This is a genomic window from Nocardia nepalensis (assembly GCF_048910785.1).
Taxonomy (GTDB): domain Bacteria; phylum Actinomycetota; class Actinomycetes; order Mycobacteriales; family Mycobacteriaceae; genus Nocardia; species Nocardia nepalensis.
In genome coordinates this window covers 248,804-266,294 of record NZ_JBKBET010000005.1, presented here as the reverse complement: position 1 = coordinate 266,294, position 17,491 = coordinate 248,804, and the positions used below count along the sequence as shown (strand labels likewise).

Genomic DNA, 17,491 nt, shown 5'->3' with positions numbered 1-17,491 from the left:
GAAGGAGGAACATGGATGAACTACAGGTGCCGACTCTCGCCGAATTCGTGCGGATGCGGCGGCAGCGGCCGACCGCGGCGCATCCGGGCGGCCTGAGCCGACAGCAGCTCGCCGAGGCGATCCACTCCAGCGTCGGCTATCTCGCCAAGATCGAACAGGGCGGCGCGTTCAATCCGAGCCCATCGATTCTCGATGCGCTAGCCGATGTCTTCGGACTGGATCCGGATGAGCGCATCCATCTGTATCACCTTGCGCAGCAGCGGTTCACCGATTCCCGACCGCAGCCCTCCGGCGCGCCGGTTCGCAGGACGCTCGACGCCCTGACACCGCATCTGGCCGCCGCGCTGGATGACGGCTGGCACGTCATCGACTGCAATGCCGCCTTCGACGAGGCCTTTCCCGGCCTGCACCCCAATGGAAACGTACTGCGCTGGATGTTCACCGATCCGCGGGCGCGGCTGGTGATCGAGGAATGGGAACGCGAGGCAGATCTGATGGTCGGGCGTTTTCGCGCCTACGCGGCCCGCGCCGGTGCACGAGCCGATGTCCAGCTGCTGCTACGCGAGCTGGGCACGCACCCCGACTTCCACCGCCTGTGGAATACCGGCCGTGTCTACATCGGCCGCCGCGACCCGACCATCCGGCTCCGAAATCGCAAGACCGGCAAGCCCTTCGAAATCCACGTCCAACGATTCCGCACCACGCCGCCCGAGTCGACGCGACAACTTTTCGTCGGGTTGCTCGCGGACGATGAGGCCGGATAGCCGCACGTCGCCTAGCACCGCTCGCGCAACGACCCGCCTGCCCAGTCGGCCACTGCGACAACAGCTCTCATCTCCGTAGTGCGGCTCGGCGGAGCTGCCGACCGCGCGGCGCAGACCGGCAACGGGCGGATCGCACAGGTTGCGTCGGCGCAGTAATCGGCCCGCCGGTGGCAGGTCCGGCGGGCCGATTCGGGGTGCGGATTCCGACCCTTTCGAGCGACCGGCAAGCAGTCGCTAGCGCCTGGTCAGGCGGGGGTTTCCGCGAGCAGGGAGCCGATGGCTCGGAGGTGGTCGGTGGCGGTGCCGAGGGCGAATTCGTTGTGTTTGGCGGCGGTGAAGTAGTTGTGCACGATGTGGTCGCGGTCGATGCCGACGCCGCCGTGTACGTGAACTACGGTGTGGGCCACTCGGTGTCCGGCATCGGCGGCCCAGAATTTGGCGGTGTGTACCGCTTCGGCGCTGGCCAGATCCTCGGAGACGCGCCATGCGGCCTGGGTGACCGCAAGTCGCAGGCCCTGGACGTCGATGTAGGCGTCGGCGAGGCGCTGGGCGACGGCCTGGAAGCTGCCGACGGCCTTGCCGAATTGTTCACGCTCGCGGGCATAGTCGGCGACCAGCTCGAGTGCGCGTTCCAGGGTGCCCAGTTGCTGGGCGCTCAGGCCGAGCCAGGCGCGGGTCAGGATCCAGTCCAGGATTTCCGCGCCGGAGGCCACCGTGGCAACCAATTCGGCCGGGGTGTCGTGGAATTCGACGCCGAACTCGGCGCTGAAGTCGACCACGCGCTGGGCGGTCAGGTTCACCGTCGCATCGGCGGGATCCACCAGGAAGAGCGCGGGCGCTCCGGAAACCGTGGCGGGGACCAGGATTCGGGCCGCGCGGTCGGCGTAGGGCACCGTGGTCTTGGCGCCGGTGATGCGCCAGCCGCCATCGGCCTCGTGGGCCACCGTGGTCGGCTTGGTGGGCTCCCAGTTGTGTTCTTCGGCGAGCCCGGCGGTGAGGATAACGCTGCCCTCCCCCGCCTGGCGCGCCCAATTCTGTTGGGCGTCCGAGCCGAAACGCGCGAGCGCACCCGCGCCCACCACGATCGACCACAGATACGGGACCGCGGCGACATGCTTGCCCAGTTCGCGCAGCACGGCACTCTGCTCCAGCGCGCCGAAGTCGCCGCCGCCCACCGACTCCGGCAGTGCGGCGGCCAATACGCCGGTCTCGGCGAGCGACTGCCACAGCGGCTCGTCGAAGCGGCCCTCGGCATCGAGTTCGCGGATCCGGTCGGCCGTGACCAACTTGGCGCAGACCTCGGCGGTCAGGCGGGTCAGATCGAGCTGAGCTTCGGTGGGTGTGAAATCCATGGTGTCTACCTCTTTCTGCTCAGCGCGCCGCGGCGGGTTGCTTCAGTGCGGTCATGGCGATGATGTCGCGCTGGACCTCGTTGGTGCCGCCACCGAAGGTGAGGATCAGTGCGGCGCGGTGGAACCGCTCCAACCGTCCGCGCAATTCCGCGCCGGGGGAGTCCTGGCGCAGATAGGCCTGCGGGCCGAGGATTTCCATCAGTAAGCGGTAGGCCTCGGTGGCGAGTTCGGTGCCGTACACCTTGCAGGTCGAGGCATCCCACGGCCGCGGCGCGGCGTCGCCGCCCGCGTCGGCGCGGCTGGCGATCTCCCAGTTCAGCAGCTTCAGATATTCGACCTTGGCCTGCACCTTGGCCAGATTGAGCCGCACCCATTCCTGATCGATGACCCGGGAGCCGTCGCCCGCCTTGGTGTTGCGTGCCCATTCGGTGGTCTGGTTGAGCGCGACCATGAGCGGTCCGGCCGAGGTCAGCGCGACGCGCTCGTGGTTGAGCTGATTGGTGATCAGCGCCCAGCCGCCGTTCTCCTGACCGACGAGCGAACTGGTCGGCACCCGAACGTCCTGGTAGTAGGTGGCGCTGGTGTCCGGTCCGGCCATGGTGTGCACGGGGGTCCAGGAAAAGCCCTCGGCGGTGGTCGGCACGATGAGCATGCTGATGCCCTTGTGCTTCTTGGCAGTCGGATCGGTGCGGACCGCGAGCCAAATATAGTCGGCGTAGGCGATCAGGCTGGTCCACATCTTCTGGCCGTTGATGACGTAGTCGTCGCCGTCGCGCACCGCGGTGGTGCGCAGGCTGGCCAGGTCGGTGCCCGCGCCCGGTTCCGAATAACCGATGGAGAAGTGCAGTTCGCCCGCGGCGATCTTGGGCAGGAAGAACTTCTTCTGCTCCTCGCTGCCGTAATGCATGATCGTCGGCGCCACCGAGTTGATGGTGAGGAACGGCACCGGCGCGCCCGCGATGGCCGCCTCATCGGTGAAGATCAGCTGATCCATGGTCGGGCGATCCTGCCCGCCGAACTCCTTGGGCCAGGCCAGGGTGAGCCAGCCGTCGCGGCCCATTTCCTGGACCACCTCGCGGTAGACGTTGCCGTGGCCGTACTCGCCGGTGGTCGCGCTCAGCGCGGCTCGGCGCTCCGGGGTGATCAGCCGCGCGAAGTAGTCGCGCAGCTCCGCGCGGAGCTCTTCCTGCTGCGGCGTGTACGCAATGCGCATGGCAATACCTCATGCCTTCGTTCGATGTCGGTCAACCGATCATTGCATACGAACTGAAACATGTTCCAGTATTGCTGCTGAATCCGCACAATGGCGGTACCCGATATGACCTGGTGTTGTTAGGCTTCGACCAGAGTCGCGTTTAAGGAGTTCACATGAAGGTCACGGTCGATCTGGATCAGTGCGAGGCCAACGGAATCTGCGTCGGAATCGCCCCCGACGTGTTCGAACTCGATGACGAGGATGTGCTGCACATCGTGGCGGCCGACGTGCCCGCGGATCGGCTCGCCGATGTCGAGGATGCGGTCGCCCAGTGCCCGAAGGCGGCGCTGAAGTTGCAGTAGCCGATGGCTTGCCGTCAGTAGGAACACGTTCTAGAGTCGGCCCCGTGAGTGATGCAGACAACACAGATGTGAGCCTCGCGGGGCGGGTGGCCATCGTTACCGGTGGCGGCGCCGGACTGGGGCGGGCCGAGGCGCTCGCCCTGGCGGGCGCGGGCGCGTCGGTGGTCGTCAACGATCTGTCGGAATCGGATGCGGTGGCCGAAACCCTCGCCGATATCCGCGCGCTCGACGCCAAGGCGGAGTTCGTCGCGGGCAGCATTGCCGAGCGTTCGACCGCCGATGCGCTCATCCGCACCGCCGAAGAGGCCTTCGGCAGCGTCGACATCGTGGTGAACAATGCGGGCATCACCCGCGACCGGATGCTGTTCAACATGTCCGACGAGGACTTCGACGCGGTGGTCGCGGTCCATCTGCGTGGTCATTTCCTGTTGTCCCGCAATGCGGGCGCCTACTGGCGGGCCAAGTCCAAGGCGGCGGGCGCGCCGATCTACGGCAGGCTCGTCAATACCTCCTCCGAGGCCGGACTGCTCGGTCCGGAGGGGCAGGCCAACTACGGCGCCGCCAAGGCCGGCATCACCGCGCTGACGCTGTCCGCCGCGCGCGGACTGTCCCGTTTCGGCGTGCGCGCCAATGCCATTGCGCCGCGGGCGCGCACCGCGATGACCGAGGCGGTCTTCAGTGCCGCGCCGGACGGTGGCGTCGATCCGCTCTCGCCCGACCATGTGGCCCGGTTGGTCGCCTACCTCGCCTCGCCCGCCGCCGACGCGGTCAACGGGCAGCTGTTCGTGGTCTACGGGCCGATGGTCGCGCTGATGGCCGCGCCGGTGGTGGAGCAGCGCTTCGATGCGGCCGGTGACCAATGGAATTCCGACGATCTTGCCGCCACGCTCGGCGGTTACTTCGCCGAGCGCCCTGCCGGGCGTACGTTCTCTGCATCCGCACTTATCGATCTAGACCGTTAGCGACTGCTTGCGGGTCGCTCGAAAGGGTCTGCTAGCAACTGCTCGCAGGTCGGCCCGAAATGGTCGGGTCGCTGAGTGATGGCAGCTGCCTTCGGGTGGCTGACCAGCTGTTGATCACCCGTTCGGCAGTTGGTAGACATGGAAGTCAAGGTGTGTGCCGCCTCAAAAAGGTTAGGTCATCCTGAATTGACACGCGTTGCAAATTCATAGGCCGAATCAAGCAAAAAGAGCTGCTCAAAAGTAGCAAAAGGCTTCCAACGGTCATGTGAACATGTTCTAATCGTTTCCGGCGATGCGGCCGAGCAGGGGCATCGTGCGATGTGCTGTATTAGCAGGATGAGCAAGGAGGATCGCGCATGAACGAGGTCCTTGCCGTGCCATTGCGTGCCGTCGGCGGGTTTTTCGAACTCGTCGCCGACGTCGCGCGGGCCAGCATTAGACGACCGTTCCAAGGGCGCGAGTTCATTGATCAAGCCTGGTTCATCGCACGCGTTTCGATCATTCCGACACTGCTGGTGGCGATTCCGTTCACCGTGCTGGTGAGCTTCACGCTCAACATTCTGCTGCGCGAAATCGGCGCCGCCGATCTCAGCGGTGCGGGTGCGGCATTCGGCGCGGTCACCCAGGTCGGGCCGATTGTCACGGTATTGATCGTCGCTGGCGCTGGCGCCACCGCGATCTGCGCGGATCTCGGTGCGAGAACCATCCGCGAGGAGATCGATGCGATGCGCGTGCTCGGCATCGATCCGGTGCACCGACTGGTGGTGCCGCGGGTGTTGGCCTCGATGTTCGTGGCATTGATGCTGAACGGCCTGGTGTGCACCATCGGCATCGTCGGCGGCTTCCTGTTCTCGGTGCTGCTGCAGGATGTGAATCCGGGTGCGTTCGTCAACGGCATCACCCTGCTCACCCATCTGCCCGAGCTGGTCATCTCCGAAGTGAAGGCCGGATTGTTCGGGCTGATCGCCGGACTGGTGGCCTGTTATCTCGGCCTGAATGTCAAAGGTGGTCCCAAGAGTGTCGGTGATGCGGTGAATCAGACCGTCGTCTTCGCCTTTATGGCCCTGTTCGTGGTAAACGTCGTGGTCACCGCCGTCGGCATCAAGTTCGCGGCGCGGTGACCCGATGGCATTCGTAATCCAGTCCCGCTTCCCGCGTACCGTGCGGCGAGTGCGTCGTTTTTCGGACTCACTCGATTCGGTGGGTAAACATGCGGTCTTCTATGCGCAGACGATCTGGTCCATCCCGCGCGCACTGTTGAGCTATCGGACCGAGACGATTCGATTGATCGCCGAGATCAGCATGGGCACAGGCGCTTTGGCCGTAATCGGCGGCACGGTCGTCATCGTCGGATTTCTCACCCTGTTCACCGGCGGCACCATTGCGGTGCAGGGTTACAGTTCGCTCGGCAATATCGGCGTCGAGGCGCTGACAGGCTTCTTCGCGGCATTCATCAATGTGCGCATCGCGGCGCCGGTGATCTCCGGAATCGGTTTGGCGGCAACGATCGGTGCGGGTTCGACCGCGCAGCTGGGCGCCATGCGGGTGGCCGAGGAGATCGACGCGCTGGAGTCCATGGCGATCCGGCCGGTGCCATATCTGGTCGGCACCAGGGTGCTGGCGGGCATGATCGCGATCGTGCCGCTCTACGCGCTGGCGGTCATCTGCTCGTTCATCGCGAGTCGCTTTGCCACGGTGGTGATCTACGGGCAGTCCGCGGGCGTCTACGACCACTACTTCTCCACATTCCTGATCCCCAGCGACATTCTCTGGTCCTTCGCGCAGGCGATCTTCATGGCCTTGGCGGTCATGATGATTCACACCTACTACGGCTACAACGCCGCGGGCGGACCGGTCGGCGTGGGGATCGCGGTCGGCAATGCGGTGCGGGCCTCGTTGGTCGCGGTGGTCATGGTGACCCTGTTGATCTCGCTGGCCATCTACGGCACCTCCGGCAACTTCCATCTCTCCGGGTAGAGCGGTATGGCAACGATGCAATCGGGAAGCCGCCTCGGCGCGGCACTGCGCGGCGGACTCGGGCTGAAGCTGGCCGGGCTCGGTATGGTGCTCGCGCTGGTCGCGCTGGTGTCCGTCGCGATGGTCATGTTCGTCGGCGGATTCACCAAGACGGTGACCGTCACGGTCGACGCACCGCGCAGCGGTTTGGTGCTGGACCCCGACGCCAAGGTGAAGGTCCGCGGCGTGGAGATCGGCCGCGTCTCCGACATAAAGCAGACCGGCAACGGTGCCGAGATCACGCTGGCGATGGATCCCGAACTGCTGAAGATGGTTCCGTCCAATGCGACCGTGGATATCAAGTCCACCACCGTATTCGGCGCCAAATACATCAATTTCATGGTGCCGGACCAGGCTTCGTCGACTCCGCTGAAACCGGGCGCGACCGTGACGGCCCCGGAGGTGACCGTCGAATTCAATACGCTGTTCCAGCATCTGACCGATGTGCTGCAGAAGATCGAGCCCGAAAAGCTCAATGCCACACTGTCGGCGCTGGGTACCGCGCTGCAGGGGCGCGGCGAGAAGCTCGGTGATCTGCTCGCCCGCAGCGATGCCTACCTGCGCGATATCAATCCGAGTCTGCCCGCGCTGCAACGGGATCTGGTCGCCTCGACCGGCGTCACCAACCTGTACGCCGACACCGTGCCGGATCTGCTGCGCACCACGGATAACGTGACCGTGACGGCCAGGACGATCGTCGAGGAGCAGGAGAACGTCGACGCGATGCTGGCCAATCTCATCGGACTGGCCGATACCACCGGCTCGGTCCTGCGCGAGAACGAACACCCGCTGGTGACGGCGCTGGATCTGCTGCGCCCGACCACCCAGTTGCTCAACGACTACAAGCCCGCGCTGTACTGCCTCGTCGTCGGCCTGGCCAATGTGCTCCCGATCGGTGAGGACATCTTCGGCGGGCGATTCGACGCGGTGCCGCTGAATGCGAGTTTCATGCCCGGCGCCGATGCCTACGAGTACCCACAGGATCTGCCGAAGGTCAATGCCACCGGCGGGCCGCACTGCGAGGGCGTTCTGGACCGGGTGCCCGACAGCCACGCGAACTTCGTGGTCACCGACACCTCCGAGGGCCATGTGTGGACGCCGTCGACGACGACGCACCTGAACGGGCCCAAGGTGTTCCAGATACTGTTCGCCGGATTGCCGGGGGTGGGGCAGCTGTGAACGGCAAATCGCGCGCGACAACCATCAAGCTGACGATCTTCACACTGGTAATGGCGCTGGTCCTGGCCGGGCTGGTGGTGGTGTTCAGCCAGATGCGCTTCGCCAGGGAGAGCGGCTACCACGCGGTGTTCACCAGTTCGTCCGGCATGCTGGACGGCGCCAAGGTGCGCATCGCCGGTGTGCCGGTCGGATCCGTGACCGGGGTGCACGTCGGCAAGGACAATCTCGCGCACGTCGATTTCGACGTGGACAGCAAGTACCGGCTCTACACCAGCACGAAGGCGACCATCCGCTACGAAAACCTGGTCGGTGACCGGTATCTCGAACTGATGGAGGGTCCCGGCACCGCGAAGGTGATGTCGAAGGGCGGCACCATCGGACTCGATCGCACCTCGCCCGCGCTCGATCTCGATATGTTGCTCGGCGGCTTCCGACCGCTGCTGCGCGGTCTGGATCCGGCCCAGGTGAACGATCTGACCGAGGCATTGCTGCAGGTCTTCCAGGGACAGGGCGGCACGCTGGTCGCGCTGTTGAACAGTTCCGGCTCATTCGCCAAAACCCTGGCCGACCGGGATGCGCTGATCGGCAGCGTGATCGAGAATCTGAAGACCGTGCTCACCACCATCGATGAGCGCGATAAGCAGTTCGGCACCACGCTCGACGAATTGCAGCGTCTGGTCAGCGGTTTGGCCGCGGATAAGGATCCGATCGGCGCCGCGCTGCCCCGGATCGCGGGCGCGACCGGAGATCTGACCGATCTGCTGAAGCAGGCACGACCGGACCTGAAGACCACCATCGAGCAGACCGGCACCCTCGCGGCCACCCTCGACGACGGTTCCGACACCATCCAGTGGGTGCTGGATCGGCTGCCCGAGACCTATAAGAAGCTGGTCCGGATCGGTGCGTACGGATCGTTCCTGAACATGTACGTGTGCGGCACGAACTTCCTGGTCGACGGTCCCGACGGCAAGCCGATGCACATCACCTTGCCCGGTATGCAGACAACGGGAAGGTGTGCGAAGAACCGATGAACAAAACCCGCTCACGCACCGTCTCCCTCGGCATCATCGGCATTGTCGTAGCGACCGCGATCTCGCTGTCGGCCCTGCAGGTCGACCGGTTGCCGTTCATCCGCTCCGGCGCGACCTACACCGCGTATTTCGCGGATGCGGGCGGACTGGTGCCCGGTGACCAGGTACAGGTCGCCGGGGTGCGCTCCGGACGGGTCGAGCAGGTGCGGTTGGACGGTGCGAAGGTCTACGTGCGGTTCACCCTGAACGAAACAATCGTGCTGGGAAATAAGACGAGTGCCGCCATCAAGACGAATACGGTGCTCGGCCGCAAGTCGCTCGAGGTGACACCGTCGGGCAGCGGTTCGACCCGGACCGACGACACGATCCCGTTGGACCGCACCACCTCGCCCTATTCGCTCACCGACGCGCTCGGCGATCTGTCGAATACCGTCAAGGGCCTGGATATGGATCAGGTCAACAAGACCCTGGACGCATTGTCGACGACCTTCGCCGATACCCCGGCCCCGCTGCGGTCGGCACTCGACGGCGTCACCCAGCTCTCGCGCAGCCTGAACGCCCGTGACAAGGCGCTCACCGATCTGCTCGGCCGGGCCCAGAATGTCACCAAGGTGCTCGCCGATCGCAGCAATCAGGTCAACGCGCTACTGGTCGACGGCAATGAGCTGCTCGGCGAATTGGATCGGCGGCGCAGCGCGCTCAGCCAGCTGATCGTGTACGTGAACGGGCTGGCCCAGCAGCTGACCGGATTGGTCAACGACAACGAGGCGCAGCTGAAACCCACACTGGACCGGCTGAATTCGGTGCTGGCACTGCTGCAGTCGAATAAGGAAAACCTCTCCAAGGCGCTCGACGGGCTCGGTCCGTTCGCGGCCGCGCTCGGCGAACAGGTCGGCAGCGGACCGTACTTCCAGGCGTATGTCTCGAACGCGAGCACGCGGAGTCTGCAAATGCTGGTCGACGCGCTGGTCTGGCCGGAGCATCTGCCGGATTCCTTCCGCGCCTACCTCACCGATCCCACGTTGCCGTCGATCGAGCCCGGGATTCAGGAGCCGCCGCGATGAACGCACTGCGCAAAATCCGTACCGCGCCGCAGTGGGCGCGGGTGCTCGCCGTCGTCGTCATCGCCGCACTGGTGATCGCCGGGGGCTGGTCGCTGGTGTCGCGAATCGGAAAGACCTCGGTCACCGCGTATTTCCCGTCCACGAACGGTTTGTACGCCGGTGACGAGGTGCGCGTGCTCGGCGTCAAGGTCGGCCGGATCGACTCGATCGATCCTGGCAAGGACAAGGTCCGGGTCGAGATGACACTGGACCGCGGCATCGATATTCCCGACGGCGCCAGGGCGGTCATTATCTCGCCGTCGCTGGTGTCGGCGCGGTTCATCCAGTTGGCGCCGGCATACACCGGTGGGCCGAAATTGCATGACGGCAGCGTGATTCCGATCGAGCACACCGCGGTCCCGGTCGAATGGGATGACATCAAGACCGAATTGTCCAAGCTGGCAACGACTCTCGGACCGGTCGGCGATGACAAGCAGGGCTCGTTCGGGCGATTCGTGAACACCGCCGCCGACAATCTCGCCAATGGCAATGCGCAGGCGCTGCGCGATACGCTGCGCGAGCTGTCGCACACCTTGAGTGTGTTGTCGGACGGGCGCACCGATCTGTTCGGCACCATCCGCAATCTGCAGCAGTTCGTGGACGTGCTGTCCAAGAGCAACGATCAGATCGTGCAATTCGGCGGGCGGCTGGCCTCGGTATCGTCGGTGCTGGCCAATGTCTCCGACGATCTCGGCGCCGGGCTGGACAATCTGGATATCGCCGTCGGCGATGTCAAGCGGTTCATCGAAGAACGCGGCGGTGCGCTGACCGAGGGTGTGCAGCGACTGTCCGAGGTCACCCAGAACCTGGTGGATAAGCGGCCCCAGCTCGAGCAGGTATTGCATGCCGGGCCAACGGCACTGGTGAACTTCTATCAGATCTACGACCCGGCCCAGGGCAGTCTCACCGGTGCCGTCGTCGCGCCGAACTTCGCCAATCCGTTCGCCTTCCTCTGCGGTGCCGTCGAGGCGAACGAGGCCAACGGATCCGACCAGAGCGCCGCCCTGTGCAGGCAGTACCTGGCGCCGATGATCCAGCAGCTCATGATGAATTACCCACCGCTGCTGGCCAATCCGGTCTCCAACCAGACCGCGTTCCCGCACCAGCTCGTCTACAGTCCGCCGAGTCTGGCCGCGAGCGGGCCCAGCGCCTCCAGCGGGCCCGGTGCCACGGTGGCGGAATCGAATCCGGTCACCGTGCCCAACGGCATTGCCGGACTGGCCATTCCGGGAGGAGGGCGATGATGCGACGCCGAGGGATGCGGCTGGCCGGTGCGGCGATCGGTGTGGCCGTCGTGCTGGGAGTCAGTGGCTGTCAGTGGGACGGGCTCAACTCGCTGCCCATGCCGGGTGCGGCGGGCAAGGATCCCAATGCCTATGAGGTCCAGATCCAGATGCCCAATGTCACCACGCTGACCCGTAATTCGCCGGTCCGCGTCAATGACGTGACGGTCGGCACGGTATCGAAGATCGAGGTGGAGGGCTGGCACGCGCTGGTCACCGTCAGCCTGAACCACGATGTGAAGCTGCCCGCCAACGCGGTCGCCCGGATCGGTCAGACCAGTCTGCTCGGCAGCAATCATCTGGAACTCGCCCCGCCGAAAGATGTCGCGGCGCAGGGTGATCTGAAGGACGCCGGGGTGATCCCGCTGGATCGGGCCAGTGTCTATCCGACCACCGAGCAGACGCTGTCGTCGCTGTCGGTGGTGCTCAACGGCGGCGGCATCAGCCAGCTCGAAACCATCACCCACGAACTCAATGCCGCGTTCACCGGCCGTCAGGACGCGATCCGCGACCTGCTTCCGCAGCTGAACCAGCTGACCACCACGCTGGACAGCCAGACCAAGGACATCATCGACGCGATGGGCGGACTGGACCGCTTCGCCGGCACGCTGGCCCAGCAGAAGGATCGGCTGGCCGCGGCCATCGAGCAGATCCATCCGGCATTGACCGTGCTCGCCGATCGCCGCGAGAACATCACGAAAACCATTACCGCCATTGGTGATCTGGGCGAGGTCGTGCAGCGGATCATCGCGCAGGGCGGCGACGACCTGAAGGCGAATCTGGCGAATCTGGCACCGGTGTTGGAGACGCTGGCCAAGACCGGCAACAGCCTGGTGGAAGTCACGAAGCTGCTGTTCACCTTCCCGTTCCCGATGAAGAATCTCGATAACGCGGTCAAGGGCGATTACATGAACCTGATCATGACCGTCGATATCACTGGCAAGCGGCTGGATTCGAACTTCCTGACCGGCACCCCGCTCGGCGGTCGGTTCGGCGGCGTCGAGGGCGCACTCGGCGGGCTGGCCGGTACCGCGGAGGGCAATAGCAATCCGGCGACCGCGCCACTGCAGCCGCCCGCCGCGACCCCCGCTCCGACGCCGAGTATCCCTGGGCTGCCGCCGATTCCGGGTCTGCCCGCGATTCCGGGCCTCACGGTTCCGCCCGCCGGACAGGGCGGTGCGGGCCGATGAAACTGACGCGCTTCGTCCGGATCCAGTTGAGCATCTTCTCGGTGCTGACGGTGATCGGACTGGTCGTGATGGCCAGCACCTATGTGGGTCTGCCCGCCATGTTCGGCATCGGCCGCTACGAGGTGACGGTCAAGCTGGCCGCCACCGGCGGGCTGTATCCGACGGCCAATGTCGCCTACCGCGGCACGAATGTCGGCAAGGTGGAGGAGGTTCGGCTCACCCCGCAAGGCGTGGACGCGAAGCTGTCCATCGATAGCGACTACAAGATCCCCTCCGACGTCGACGCGTGGGTGCGCAGCGTCTCGGCCATCGGCGAACAGTACGTCGATCTGGTTCCGGTCTCGAATCCCACGGGCGGCAACCTTTCCGACGGTTCGGTGGTCCCGATGGATCGCACCAAGCTGCCGGAGGACATCGGTTCGGTGCTGGATCGCTCCGACCGCCTGCTGGCCAGCATCGCCGATACCAAGCTGCGCCAGGTCATCGACGATGCGTTCAAGGCGTTCAACGGCGCCGGGCCGGATCTGCAGAAGTTCATCGACTCCGCATCGCTGCTGGTGCAGGAGGCGCAGGCCAGCGCGGAGCCGACCAAGGATCTGCTGGAGAAGATCGGCCCGCTGCTCGATACCCAGAACCGGTCCGATGCCGCCATCCGGTCCTGGACGCGCGACCTGGCAACGGTCACCGACCAACTGCGCGCCCATGATCCCTCGCTGCGGAATCTGATCGAAAAGACCCCCGGCGCGGCGCAGCAGGTGAGTTCGCTGTTCCAGGATCTGCGCCCGACGCTGCCGATCCTGCTGTCGAACCTGGTCAGCGTCGGTCAGGTCGCGGTGACCTACCACGCCGGTCTGGAACAGGTTCTGGTGGTGTATCCGCCGCTGGCCGCCGCCTTTCTGACCGTCATCCGCGGACCGGTCGAATACGGTGCCGTCGTCGACTTCCACCTGGAACTCAACGATCCGCCCGGCTGCACCACCGGCTTCCTGACACCGGAGCAGCGCCGGTCACCGGCCCGGCTCGACACCCCGGATACGCCGCCCGGTCTGTACTGCAAGGTGGCGCAGAATGCCAGGGAAGCGGTGCGCGGCATCCGCAACACGCCGTGCATGGAGGTGCCGGGCAAGCGGGCGCCCACTCCGGAGCTCTGCCGCGACCCGAACGGCTATGTGCCCGAAGGCAATAACCCGCCGTTCGGCGCGCCGCAGCCGGTGACGCCGTCCGGCGATCCCATCGGTGATCAGGGCTCGACGCACCCGGCGGCGCACAGTACGACATTGGATCCCGGCAGTGGGACGTTCATGGGACCGGACGGACGCACGTACCGTCAGGGGGATATCGGAAAGGACGGATCCGGCACGATACCGTCGAGTTGGCAGGCGATGCTTCAGGAGCAGCAGCAATGATTGAGCGCAGCGAACGAACAATGTCACAGGGTGCTTCGCGCATGCCGCAACCGAGCGTCAGCGAGGTGCGGGCATGAGTGAAACCAGTGTGGTCAAGGGCCGGAACCGGCGACGTGCGGTGCGTTCGGCGGGTCCGCCGCCGGAGGACACCCTCGAGCTCGAGGCCGAAGAGGCCGCGGGTGGCGAGGCGTCCAAGGCGGTCGCGGTCGATGTCACGGTCAAGGCGGCGAAGGCCGAGCCGGTGGCCGAGAGCGCGAGCGAAGCCGCGGATTCCGAACCCGTGACCACACTGGAGATACCCAGTGTGGCCGATGCCGTCGATGCCGACCCGCCGTCCGGCCCGCCGCGGTGGCTCCTGATCGCCGGGGTAGCGGCGGCCGCGCTCGTGGCGATCGCACTGGTCGTCGGCTCCGGCTTCTTCACCTATGAGATGCACAGCGCCGCCGACCGCGATGCGCGGCGCGCGGACTATGTGCAAACCGCCAAGCAGGCGATCCTCAACCTCACCACCATCAAGGACGACACCGCCAAGGCCGATATCGACCGCGTCCTCTCGGTGGCCTCCGGCGAACTCAAGGCCGAATACGCCCAGCGCAAGGATGCCTACGCGAGTGTGGTCGAGCAAGCCAAGGTGAAGGCCACCGGCGAAATCATCGAATCCGCCATCGAGAGCGAGGACGGGGATTCGGCGCGCGTGCTGGTCGCCGCCAAGCAGACCCTGACCAATGCGGGCATGGCGGATCCGCAGACGCGGTACTACCGATTCCGGGTCACCGTCACCCGCGGCGATAACGGGATCACCGCATCACAGGTGGAGTTCGTAGCATGACAGCATCGCGCAGCGATTCGATGAGGGGTGGCGGTCGGGTGACGGGTGGGCACCGACGGATGATTATCGTCGCCTCGGCCGTCGCTCTCGTCATCGTGGCGTTGGCGGCGATCTGCGGGGTCACCGGATACCAGTACTGGAGCGACCGCAAGAGCGAACAGGCGCGCACCCAGGTCGTGCCCGTCGCCCAGCGCACCGTCGAGGCGATGTTCACCTACAACTTCAAGACGGTGGACGCCGAATTGCCCAAGGCGGCCGACAATCTCAGCGCCAGCTTCCGCGACGACTACCTGAAGCTGATCAGGGAGGCCATCGCGCCGGGCGCCAAGGAGAAGGAGCTCAACGTCCAGGCCACCACCCAGGCCAGCGGCGTCGTCTCCGCCGAATCCGCGCACGCGGTGGTGCTGCTGTACCTGAATCAGGTGAGTACGGGCAAGGATTCGCCGCAGGCCAATATCAGCACCAGCCGGGTGAAGGTGAGCCTGGACAAGGACGGCGGGCACTGGCTGGTCTCGGCGGTCACGCCGATCTGATCGGCGCTCAGCCGTTTTCGCGAGGGCGGCTTTCGCGGGGCAGGCGCACGGTGAAGGTGGTGCCTTCGCCCTCGGCGCTTTCGACGCTCACCGTGCCGTTGTGCGCCGCGACGAGTGCCTGCACGATGGACAGGCCGAGGCCGGTGCCGCCGCTGGTGCGGGCGCGGGAGGTGTCGGTGCGGTAGAAGCGTTCGAACACCCGCTCGGCCTCCTCGGGCGGTAAACCCGGACCGGTATCGGCGACCTCCAGCAGCACCTCGTCGTCGGCGGGCGTCAGCCGGACCGTGATGTCGGCGTCCGGGGGCGTGTGCGTGAGGGCGTTGTTCAGCAGGTTGGCCAGTACCTGGCGCAGCCGCGCCTCATCGCCGACCACTTCCAACGTTCCTGTGCCCGACCGGATCTCCAGTTCCACCGAGCGGTGCGGGCCGTCGCCGCCATTGGTCGCGGCGACCGCTCGGGCATTGTGCACGGCGTCGCTGGCGATCGCGAGCAGGTCCACCGGGCCCAGTTCCAGCGGACGCTGAGCATCCAATCGGGCCAGCATCAGCAGATCCTCGACCAATAGCCCCATGCGCTGGGCCTCGCGTTCGATGCGGTCCATGAACATGGCCGGATCCTCGGTCGCGCCCTGGCGATACAGTTCGGCGAAACCGCTGATGGTGGTGAGCGGAGTGCGCAGTTCATGGCTGGCGTCGGCGACGAATTGGCGCATCTTCGCCTCGGAGCGCCGGGCCGCCGCCTCGGAGGCTTCGGTAGCGGCGAAGGCCCGTTGGATCTGGGCGAGCATGCCGTTGAGCGATTGGGACAACCGGTCGACCTCGGTGTTGGTGCCGCGCACCGGAACTCGGCGATGCAGATCACCGGCGGCAATGGCGGCGGCGGTCTTCTCGACCGCGCGCAACGGGCGCAGACTGCGTCTGATCACGAAGTAGGCGAGCACCGCCAGCGCGGCGAGTACCGCGGCGCCGACCATGAGCTGCAACATGATCAGTCGGTTGGCGGTGTCGGTGTTCTCGGTGAGCGGTATCGCGACCGTTGTCGTCGTATCGGATGACACCGCCGTCATGGTCCGCCATTGGACCGCCTCGCCGTTCTTGGAGCCGACGGTTATCGGTCTGGTGAGGAACTTGCTGCCCGGCGGGTCCGTGGTCGGCCGCGCATCGGGCGGTCGCGGCAGGTCCGGCTCGGCCTCCACATTGAACGGTCTGGTCTCGAGGTAGACGCTGCCATTGCCGCCCGGGGTCGGTTCGATGTGGACGTAGAAGGTGCTGGACGGATGCGGCGGATTCGCCGGGGTCGGCGGTCGCGGCCGGGACCACGCCATCACCGCCTCGCGAAGTTGTTGATCGGTGCGGTGCAGCAGCGAATTCTCCAGCGCCGAGGTGACGACCATGCCGGATGCCGACAGGCCGAGCGCGGACAGCAGCACGAGCGCGAGCACCAGGGTCACCCGCAGCGGAATCGCCGAAGAAGCGCGTGCCAGCTTGCGACGGGTCTGTTGGATCCGGGACGTGATCATTTCTCGGACTGGCGGCGATTGGGCGCACGCATCACGTAGCCGACGCCCCGCAAGGTGTGGATCAATCGCTGATCGCCGGTGTCGACCTTCTTGCGCAGATAGGACACATACGTCTCGACCACCCCCACCTCACCCCCGAAGTCGTAGCGCCACACATGATCCAGGATGCGCGGCTTGCTCAACACCGTGCCGGCGTTGACCATGAAATACCGCAGCAGGGTGAATTCGGTGGGAGACAACGCGACCGGCTCGCCCGCCTTCCACACCTCGTGGGTGTCGTCGTCGAGTTCGATGTCCTCGAACCGAATTCGCGAACTCTCGCGCTGCGGGGCGGTGTGGCCGAAGCGGCGCAGTACGACGCGCAGCCGGGCCACCACTTCCTCGAGGCTGAACGGTTTGGTGATGTAGTCGTCGGCGCCGAGGGTGAGACCGGCCACCTTGTCCTGCACGTCGTCGCGTGCGGTGAGGAACAGCACCGGTGCGTCGATGCCGTCGGCGCGCAGCCGGCGCAGCAGCCCGAAGCCGTCCATCCCGGGCATCATCACATCGACGATCAGCGCCTGCGGCCGGAAACTGCGCGCCTTGTCCAACGCCTGCGCCCCGTCGACGGCGGTATCGACCGCGAATCCCTGATAGCGCAGACTCACCGACAGCAGTTCCACGATCATCGGTTCGTCGTCGACCACCAGCACCCGGGCCTCGGGCGTGGTCTCCGCGGGCACACCACTCATTGCTTCATAGTCCGGCAATCGACTGGGAACTGTCTG

The 17,491-nt window shown here is 65.7% G+C and carries 17 protein-coding genes; 13 read left to right on the top strand and 4 right to left on the bottom strand.

What is annotated here, in order from left to right:
- Window positions 1–11 precede the first annotated feature (11 nt).
- Window positions 12–764: a helix-turn-helix transcriptional regulator gene (locus ACHQ4I_RS05560; protein WP_420770573.1), complete on the top strand. Its 753-nt coding sequence runs from the start codon at window positions 12–14 to the stop codon at window positions 762–764.
- Window positions 765–1,009: 245 nt separating this feature from the next.
- On the opposite strand, the gene ACHQ4I_RS05555 is transcribed toward ACHQ4I_RS05560, so the two are convergent.
- Window positions 1,010–2,116: an acyl-CoA dehydrogenase family protein gene (locus ACHQ4I_RS05555; RefSeq protein WP_420770572.1), complete on the bottom strand. Its 1,107-nt coding sequence runs from the start codon at window positions 2,114–2,116 to the stop codon at window positions 1,010–1,012.
- Window positions 2,117–2,135: 19 nt separating this feature from the next.
- A complete protein-coding gene (locus ACHQ4I_RS05550; RefSeq protein ID WP_420770571.1) occupies window positions 2,136–3,329 on the bottom strand; it encodes an acyl-CoA dehydrogenase family protein in 1,194 nt (397 codons plus the stop codon).
- 155 nt (window positions 3,330–3,484) lie between these two features.
- Here ACHQ4I_RS05550 and ACHQ4I_RS05545 point away from each other — a divergent pair, with 155 nt between their 5' ends.
- The 12 genes from ACHQ4I_RS05545 (at window position 3,485) to ACHQ4I_RS05490 (ending at window position 15,205) form a co-directional block, all read left to right on the top strand.
- A complete protein-coding gene (locus ACHQ4I_RS05545) occupies window positions 3,485–3,673 on the top strand; it encodes a ferredoxin (protein ID WP_420770570.1) in 189 nt (62 codons plus the stop codon).
- A gap of 44 nt (window positions 3,674–3,717) precedes the next feature.
- Window positions 3,718–4,635, top strand: a complete 918-nt coding sequence (locus ACHQ4I_RS05540; RefSeq protein ID WP_420770569.1) for a 3-oxoacyl-ACP reductase — start codon at window positions 3,718–3,720, stop codon at window positions 4,633–4,635.
- Window positions 4,636–4,991: 356 nt separating this feature from the next.
- Window positions 4,992–5,756 carry an MlaE family ABC transporter permease gene (locus ACHQ4I_RS05535; protein ID WP_062988486.1) on the top strand — a complete coding sequence of 255 codons (765 nt, stop codon included), beginning with the start codon at window positions 4,992–4,994 and terminating at the stop codon, window positions 5,754–5,756.
- A gap of 4 nt (window positions 5,757–5,760) precedes the next feature.
- Window positions 5,761–6,612 (top strand): MlaE family ABC transporter permease, encoded by an 852-nt coding sequence (locus tag ACHQ4I_RS05530; RefSeq protein ID WP_420770568.1) that lies wholly within the window; start codon window positions 5,761–5,763, stop codon window positions 6,610–6,612.
- 6 nt (window positions 6,613–6,618) lie between these two features.
- On the top strand, window positions 6,619–7,830 hold the full coding sequence (locus ACHQ4I_RS05525) for an MCE family protein (RefSeq protein WP_420770567.1): 1,212 nt from the start codon (window positions 6,619–6,621) through the stop codon (window positions 7,828–7,830).
- Window positions 7,827–8,861: an MCE family protein gene (locus ACHQ4I_RS05520; RefSeq protein WP_420770566.1), complete on the top strand. Its 1,035-nt coding sequence runs from the start codon at window positions 7,827–7,829 to the stop codon at window positions 8,859–8,861. The genes ACHQ4I_RS05525 and ACHQ4I_RS05520 overlap by 4 nt, the downstream gene beginning before the upstream one ends.
- Entirely contained in the window at window positions 8,858–9,925 is a 1,068-nt protein-coding gene (locus tag ACHQ4I_RS05515) for an MCE family protein (protein ID WP_420770565.1), read from the top strand. Before ACHQ4I_RS05520 ends, ACHQ4I_RS05515 begins: the two co-directional genes overlap by 4 nt.
- Window positions 9,922–11,208, top strand: coding sequence for an MCE family protein (locus ACHQ4I_RS05510; protein ID WP_420770564.1), 1,287 nt, complete (start codon window positions 9,922–9,924; stop codon window positions 11,206–11,208). The genes ACHQ4I_RS05515 and ACHQ4I_RS05510 overlap by 4 nt, the downstream gene beginning before the upstream one ends.
- Complete coding sequence (locus tag ACHQ4I_RS05505; RefSeq protein WP_420770563.1) at window positions 11,208–12,437, top strand: MCE family protein; 1,230 nt, start codon at window positions 11,208–11,210, stop codon at window positions 12,435–12,437. The genes ACHQ4I_RS05510 and ACHQ4I_RS05505 overlap by 1 nt, the downstream gene beginning before the upstream one ends.
- Window positions 12,434–13,843, top strand: a complete 1,410-nt coding sequence (locus tag ACHQ4I_RS05500) for an MCE family protein (protein ID WP_420770562.1) — start codon at window positions 12,434–12,436, stop codon at window positions 13,841–13,843. The genes ACHQ4I_RS05505 and ACHQ4I_RS05500 overlap by 4 nt, the downstream gene beginning before the upstream one ends.
- A gap of 73 nt (window positions 13,844–13,916) precedes the next feature.
- Window positions 13,917–14,672: a hypothetical protein gene (locus ACHQ4I_RS05495; protein ID WP_420770561.1), complete on the top strand. Its 756-nt coding sequence runs from the start codon at window positions 13,917–13,919 to the stop codon at window positions 14,670–14,672.
- On the top strand, window positions 14,669–15,205 hold the full coding sequence (locus ACHQ4I_RS05490) for a h domain protein (RefSeq protein ID WP_420770560.1): 537 nt from the start codon (window positions 14,669–14,671) through the stop codon (window positions 15,203–15,205). The genes ACHQ4I_RS05495 and ACHQ4I_RS05490 overlap by 4 nt, the downstream gene beginning before the upstream one ends.
- A 7-nt stretch (window positions 15,206–15,212) precedes the next feature.
- On the opposite strand, the gene ACHQ4I_RS05485 is transcribed toward ACHQ4I_RS05490, so the two are convergent.
- Window positions 15,213–16,724, bottom strand: coding sequence for a sensor histidine kinase (locus tag ACHQ4I_RS05485; protein WP_420770559.1), 1,512 nt, complete (start codon window positions 16,722–16,724; stop codon window positions 15,213–15,215).
- Window positions 16,721–17,455, bottom strand: coding sequence for a response regulator transcription factor (locus ACHQ4I_RS05480; RefSeq protein ID WP_420770558.1), 735 nt, complete (start codon window positions 17,453–17,455; stop codon window positions 16,721–16,723). Before ACHQ4I_RS05480 ends, ACHQ4I_RS05485 begins: the two co-directional genes overlap by 4 nt.
- Window positions 17,456–17,491: the final 36 nt, after the last annotated feature.

What these genes read in the sequence shown, in the direction of transcription:
- ACHQ4I_RS05555 (WP_420770572.1), bottom strand. Translation starts at nt 2,116, where the DNA reads ATGGATTTCACACCCACCGAAGCTCAGCTCGATCTGACCCGCCTGACC.
- ACHQ4I_RS05550 (WP_420770571.1), bottom strand. Translation starts at nt 3,329, where the DNA reads ATGCGCATTGCGTACACGCCGCAGCAGGAAGAGCTCCGCGCGGAGCTG.
- ACHQ4I_RS05485 (WP_420770559.1), bottom strand. Translation starts at nt 16,724, where the DNA reads ATGATCACGTCCCGGATCCAACAGACCCGTCGCAAGCTGGCACGCGCT.
- ACHQ4I_RS05490 (WP_420770560.1), top strand. Translation starts at nt 14,669, where the DNA reads ATGACAGCATCGCGCAGCGATTCGATGAGGGGTGGCGGTCGGGTGACG.
- ACHQ4I_RS05535 (WP_062988486.1), top strand. Translation starts at nt 4,992, where the DNA reads ATGAACGAGGTCCTTGCCGTGCCATTGCGTGCCGTCGGCGGGTTTTTC.
- ACHQ4I_RS05545 (WP_420770570.1), top strand. Translation starts at nt 3,485, where the DNA reads ATGAAGGTCACGGTCGATCTGGATCAGTGCGAGGCCAACGGAATCTGC.
- ACHQ4I_RS05515 (WP_420770565.1), top strand. Translation starts at nt 8,858, where the DNA reads ATGAACAAAACCCGCTCACGCACCGTCTCCCTCGGCATCATCGGCATT.
- ACHQ4I_RS05480 (WP_420770558.1), bottom strand. Translation starts at nt 17,455, where the DNA reads ATGAGTGGTGTGCCCGCGGAGACCACGCCCGAGGCCCGGGTGCTGGTG.
- ACHQ4I_RS05525 (WP_420770567.1), top strand. Translation starts at nt 6,619, where the DNA reads ATGGCAACGATGCAATCGGGAAGCCGCCTCGGCGCGGCACTGCGCGGC.
- ACHQ4I_RS05495 (WP_420770561.1), top strand. Translation starts at nt 13,917, where the DNA reads ATGAGTGAAACCAGTGTGGTCAAGGGCCGGAACCGGCGACGTGCGGTG.
- ACHQ4I_RS05510 (WP_420770564.1), top strand. Translation starts at nt 9,922, where the DNA reads ATGAACGCACTGCGCAAAATCCGTACCGCGCCGCAGTGGGCGCGGGTG.
- ACHQ4I_RS05530 (WP_420770568.1), top strand. Translation starts at nt 5,761, where the DNA reads ATGGCATTCGTAATCCAGTCCCGCTTCCCGCGTACCGTGCGGCGAGTG.
- ACHQ4I_RS05560 (WP_420770573.1), top strand. Translation starts at nt 12, where the DNA reads ATGGATGAACTACAGGTGCCGACTCTCGCCGAATTCGTGCGGATGCGG.
- ACHQ4I_RS05500 (WP_420770562.1), top strand. Translation starts at nt 12,434, where the DNA reads ATGAAACTGACGCGCTTCGTCCGGATCCAGTTGAGCATCTTCTCGGTG.
- ACHQ4I_RS05505 (WP_420770563.1), top strand. Translation starts at nt 11,208, where the DNA reads ATGCGACGCCGAGGGATGCGGCTGGCCGGTGCGGCGATCGGTGTGGCC.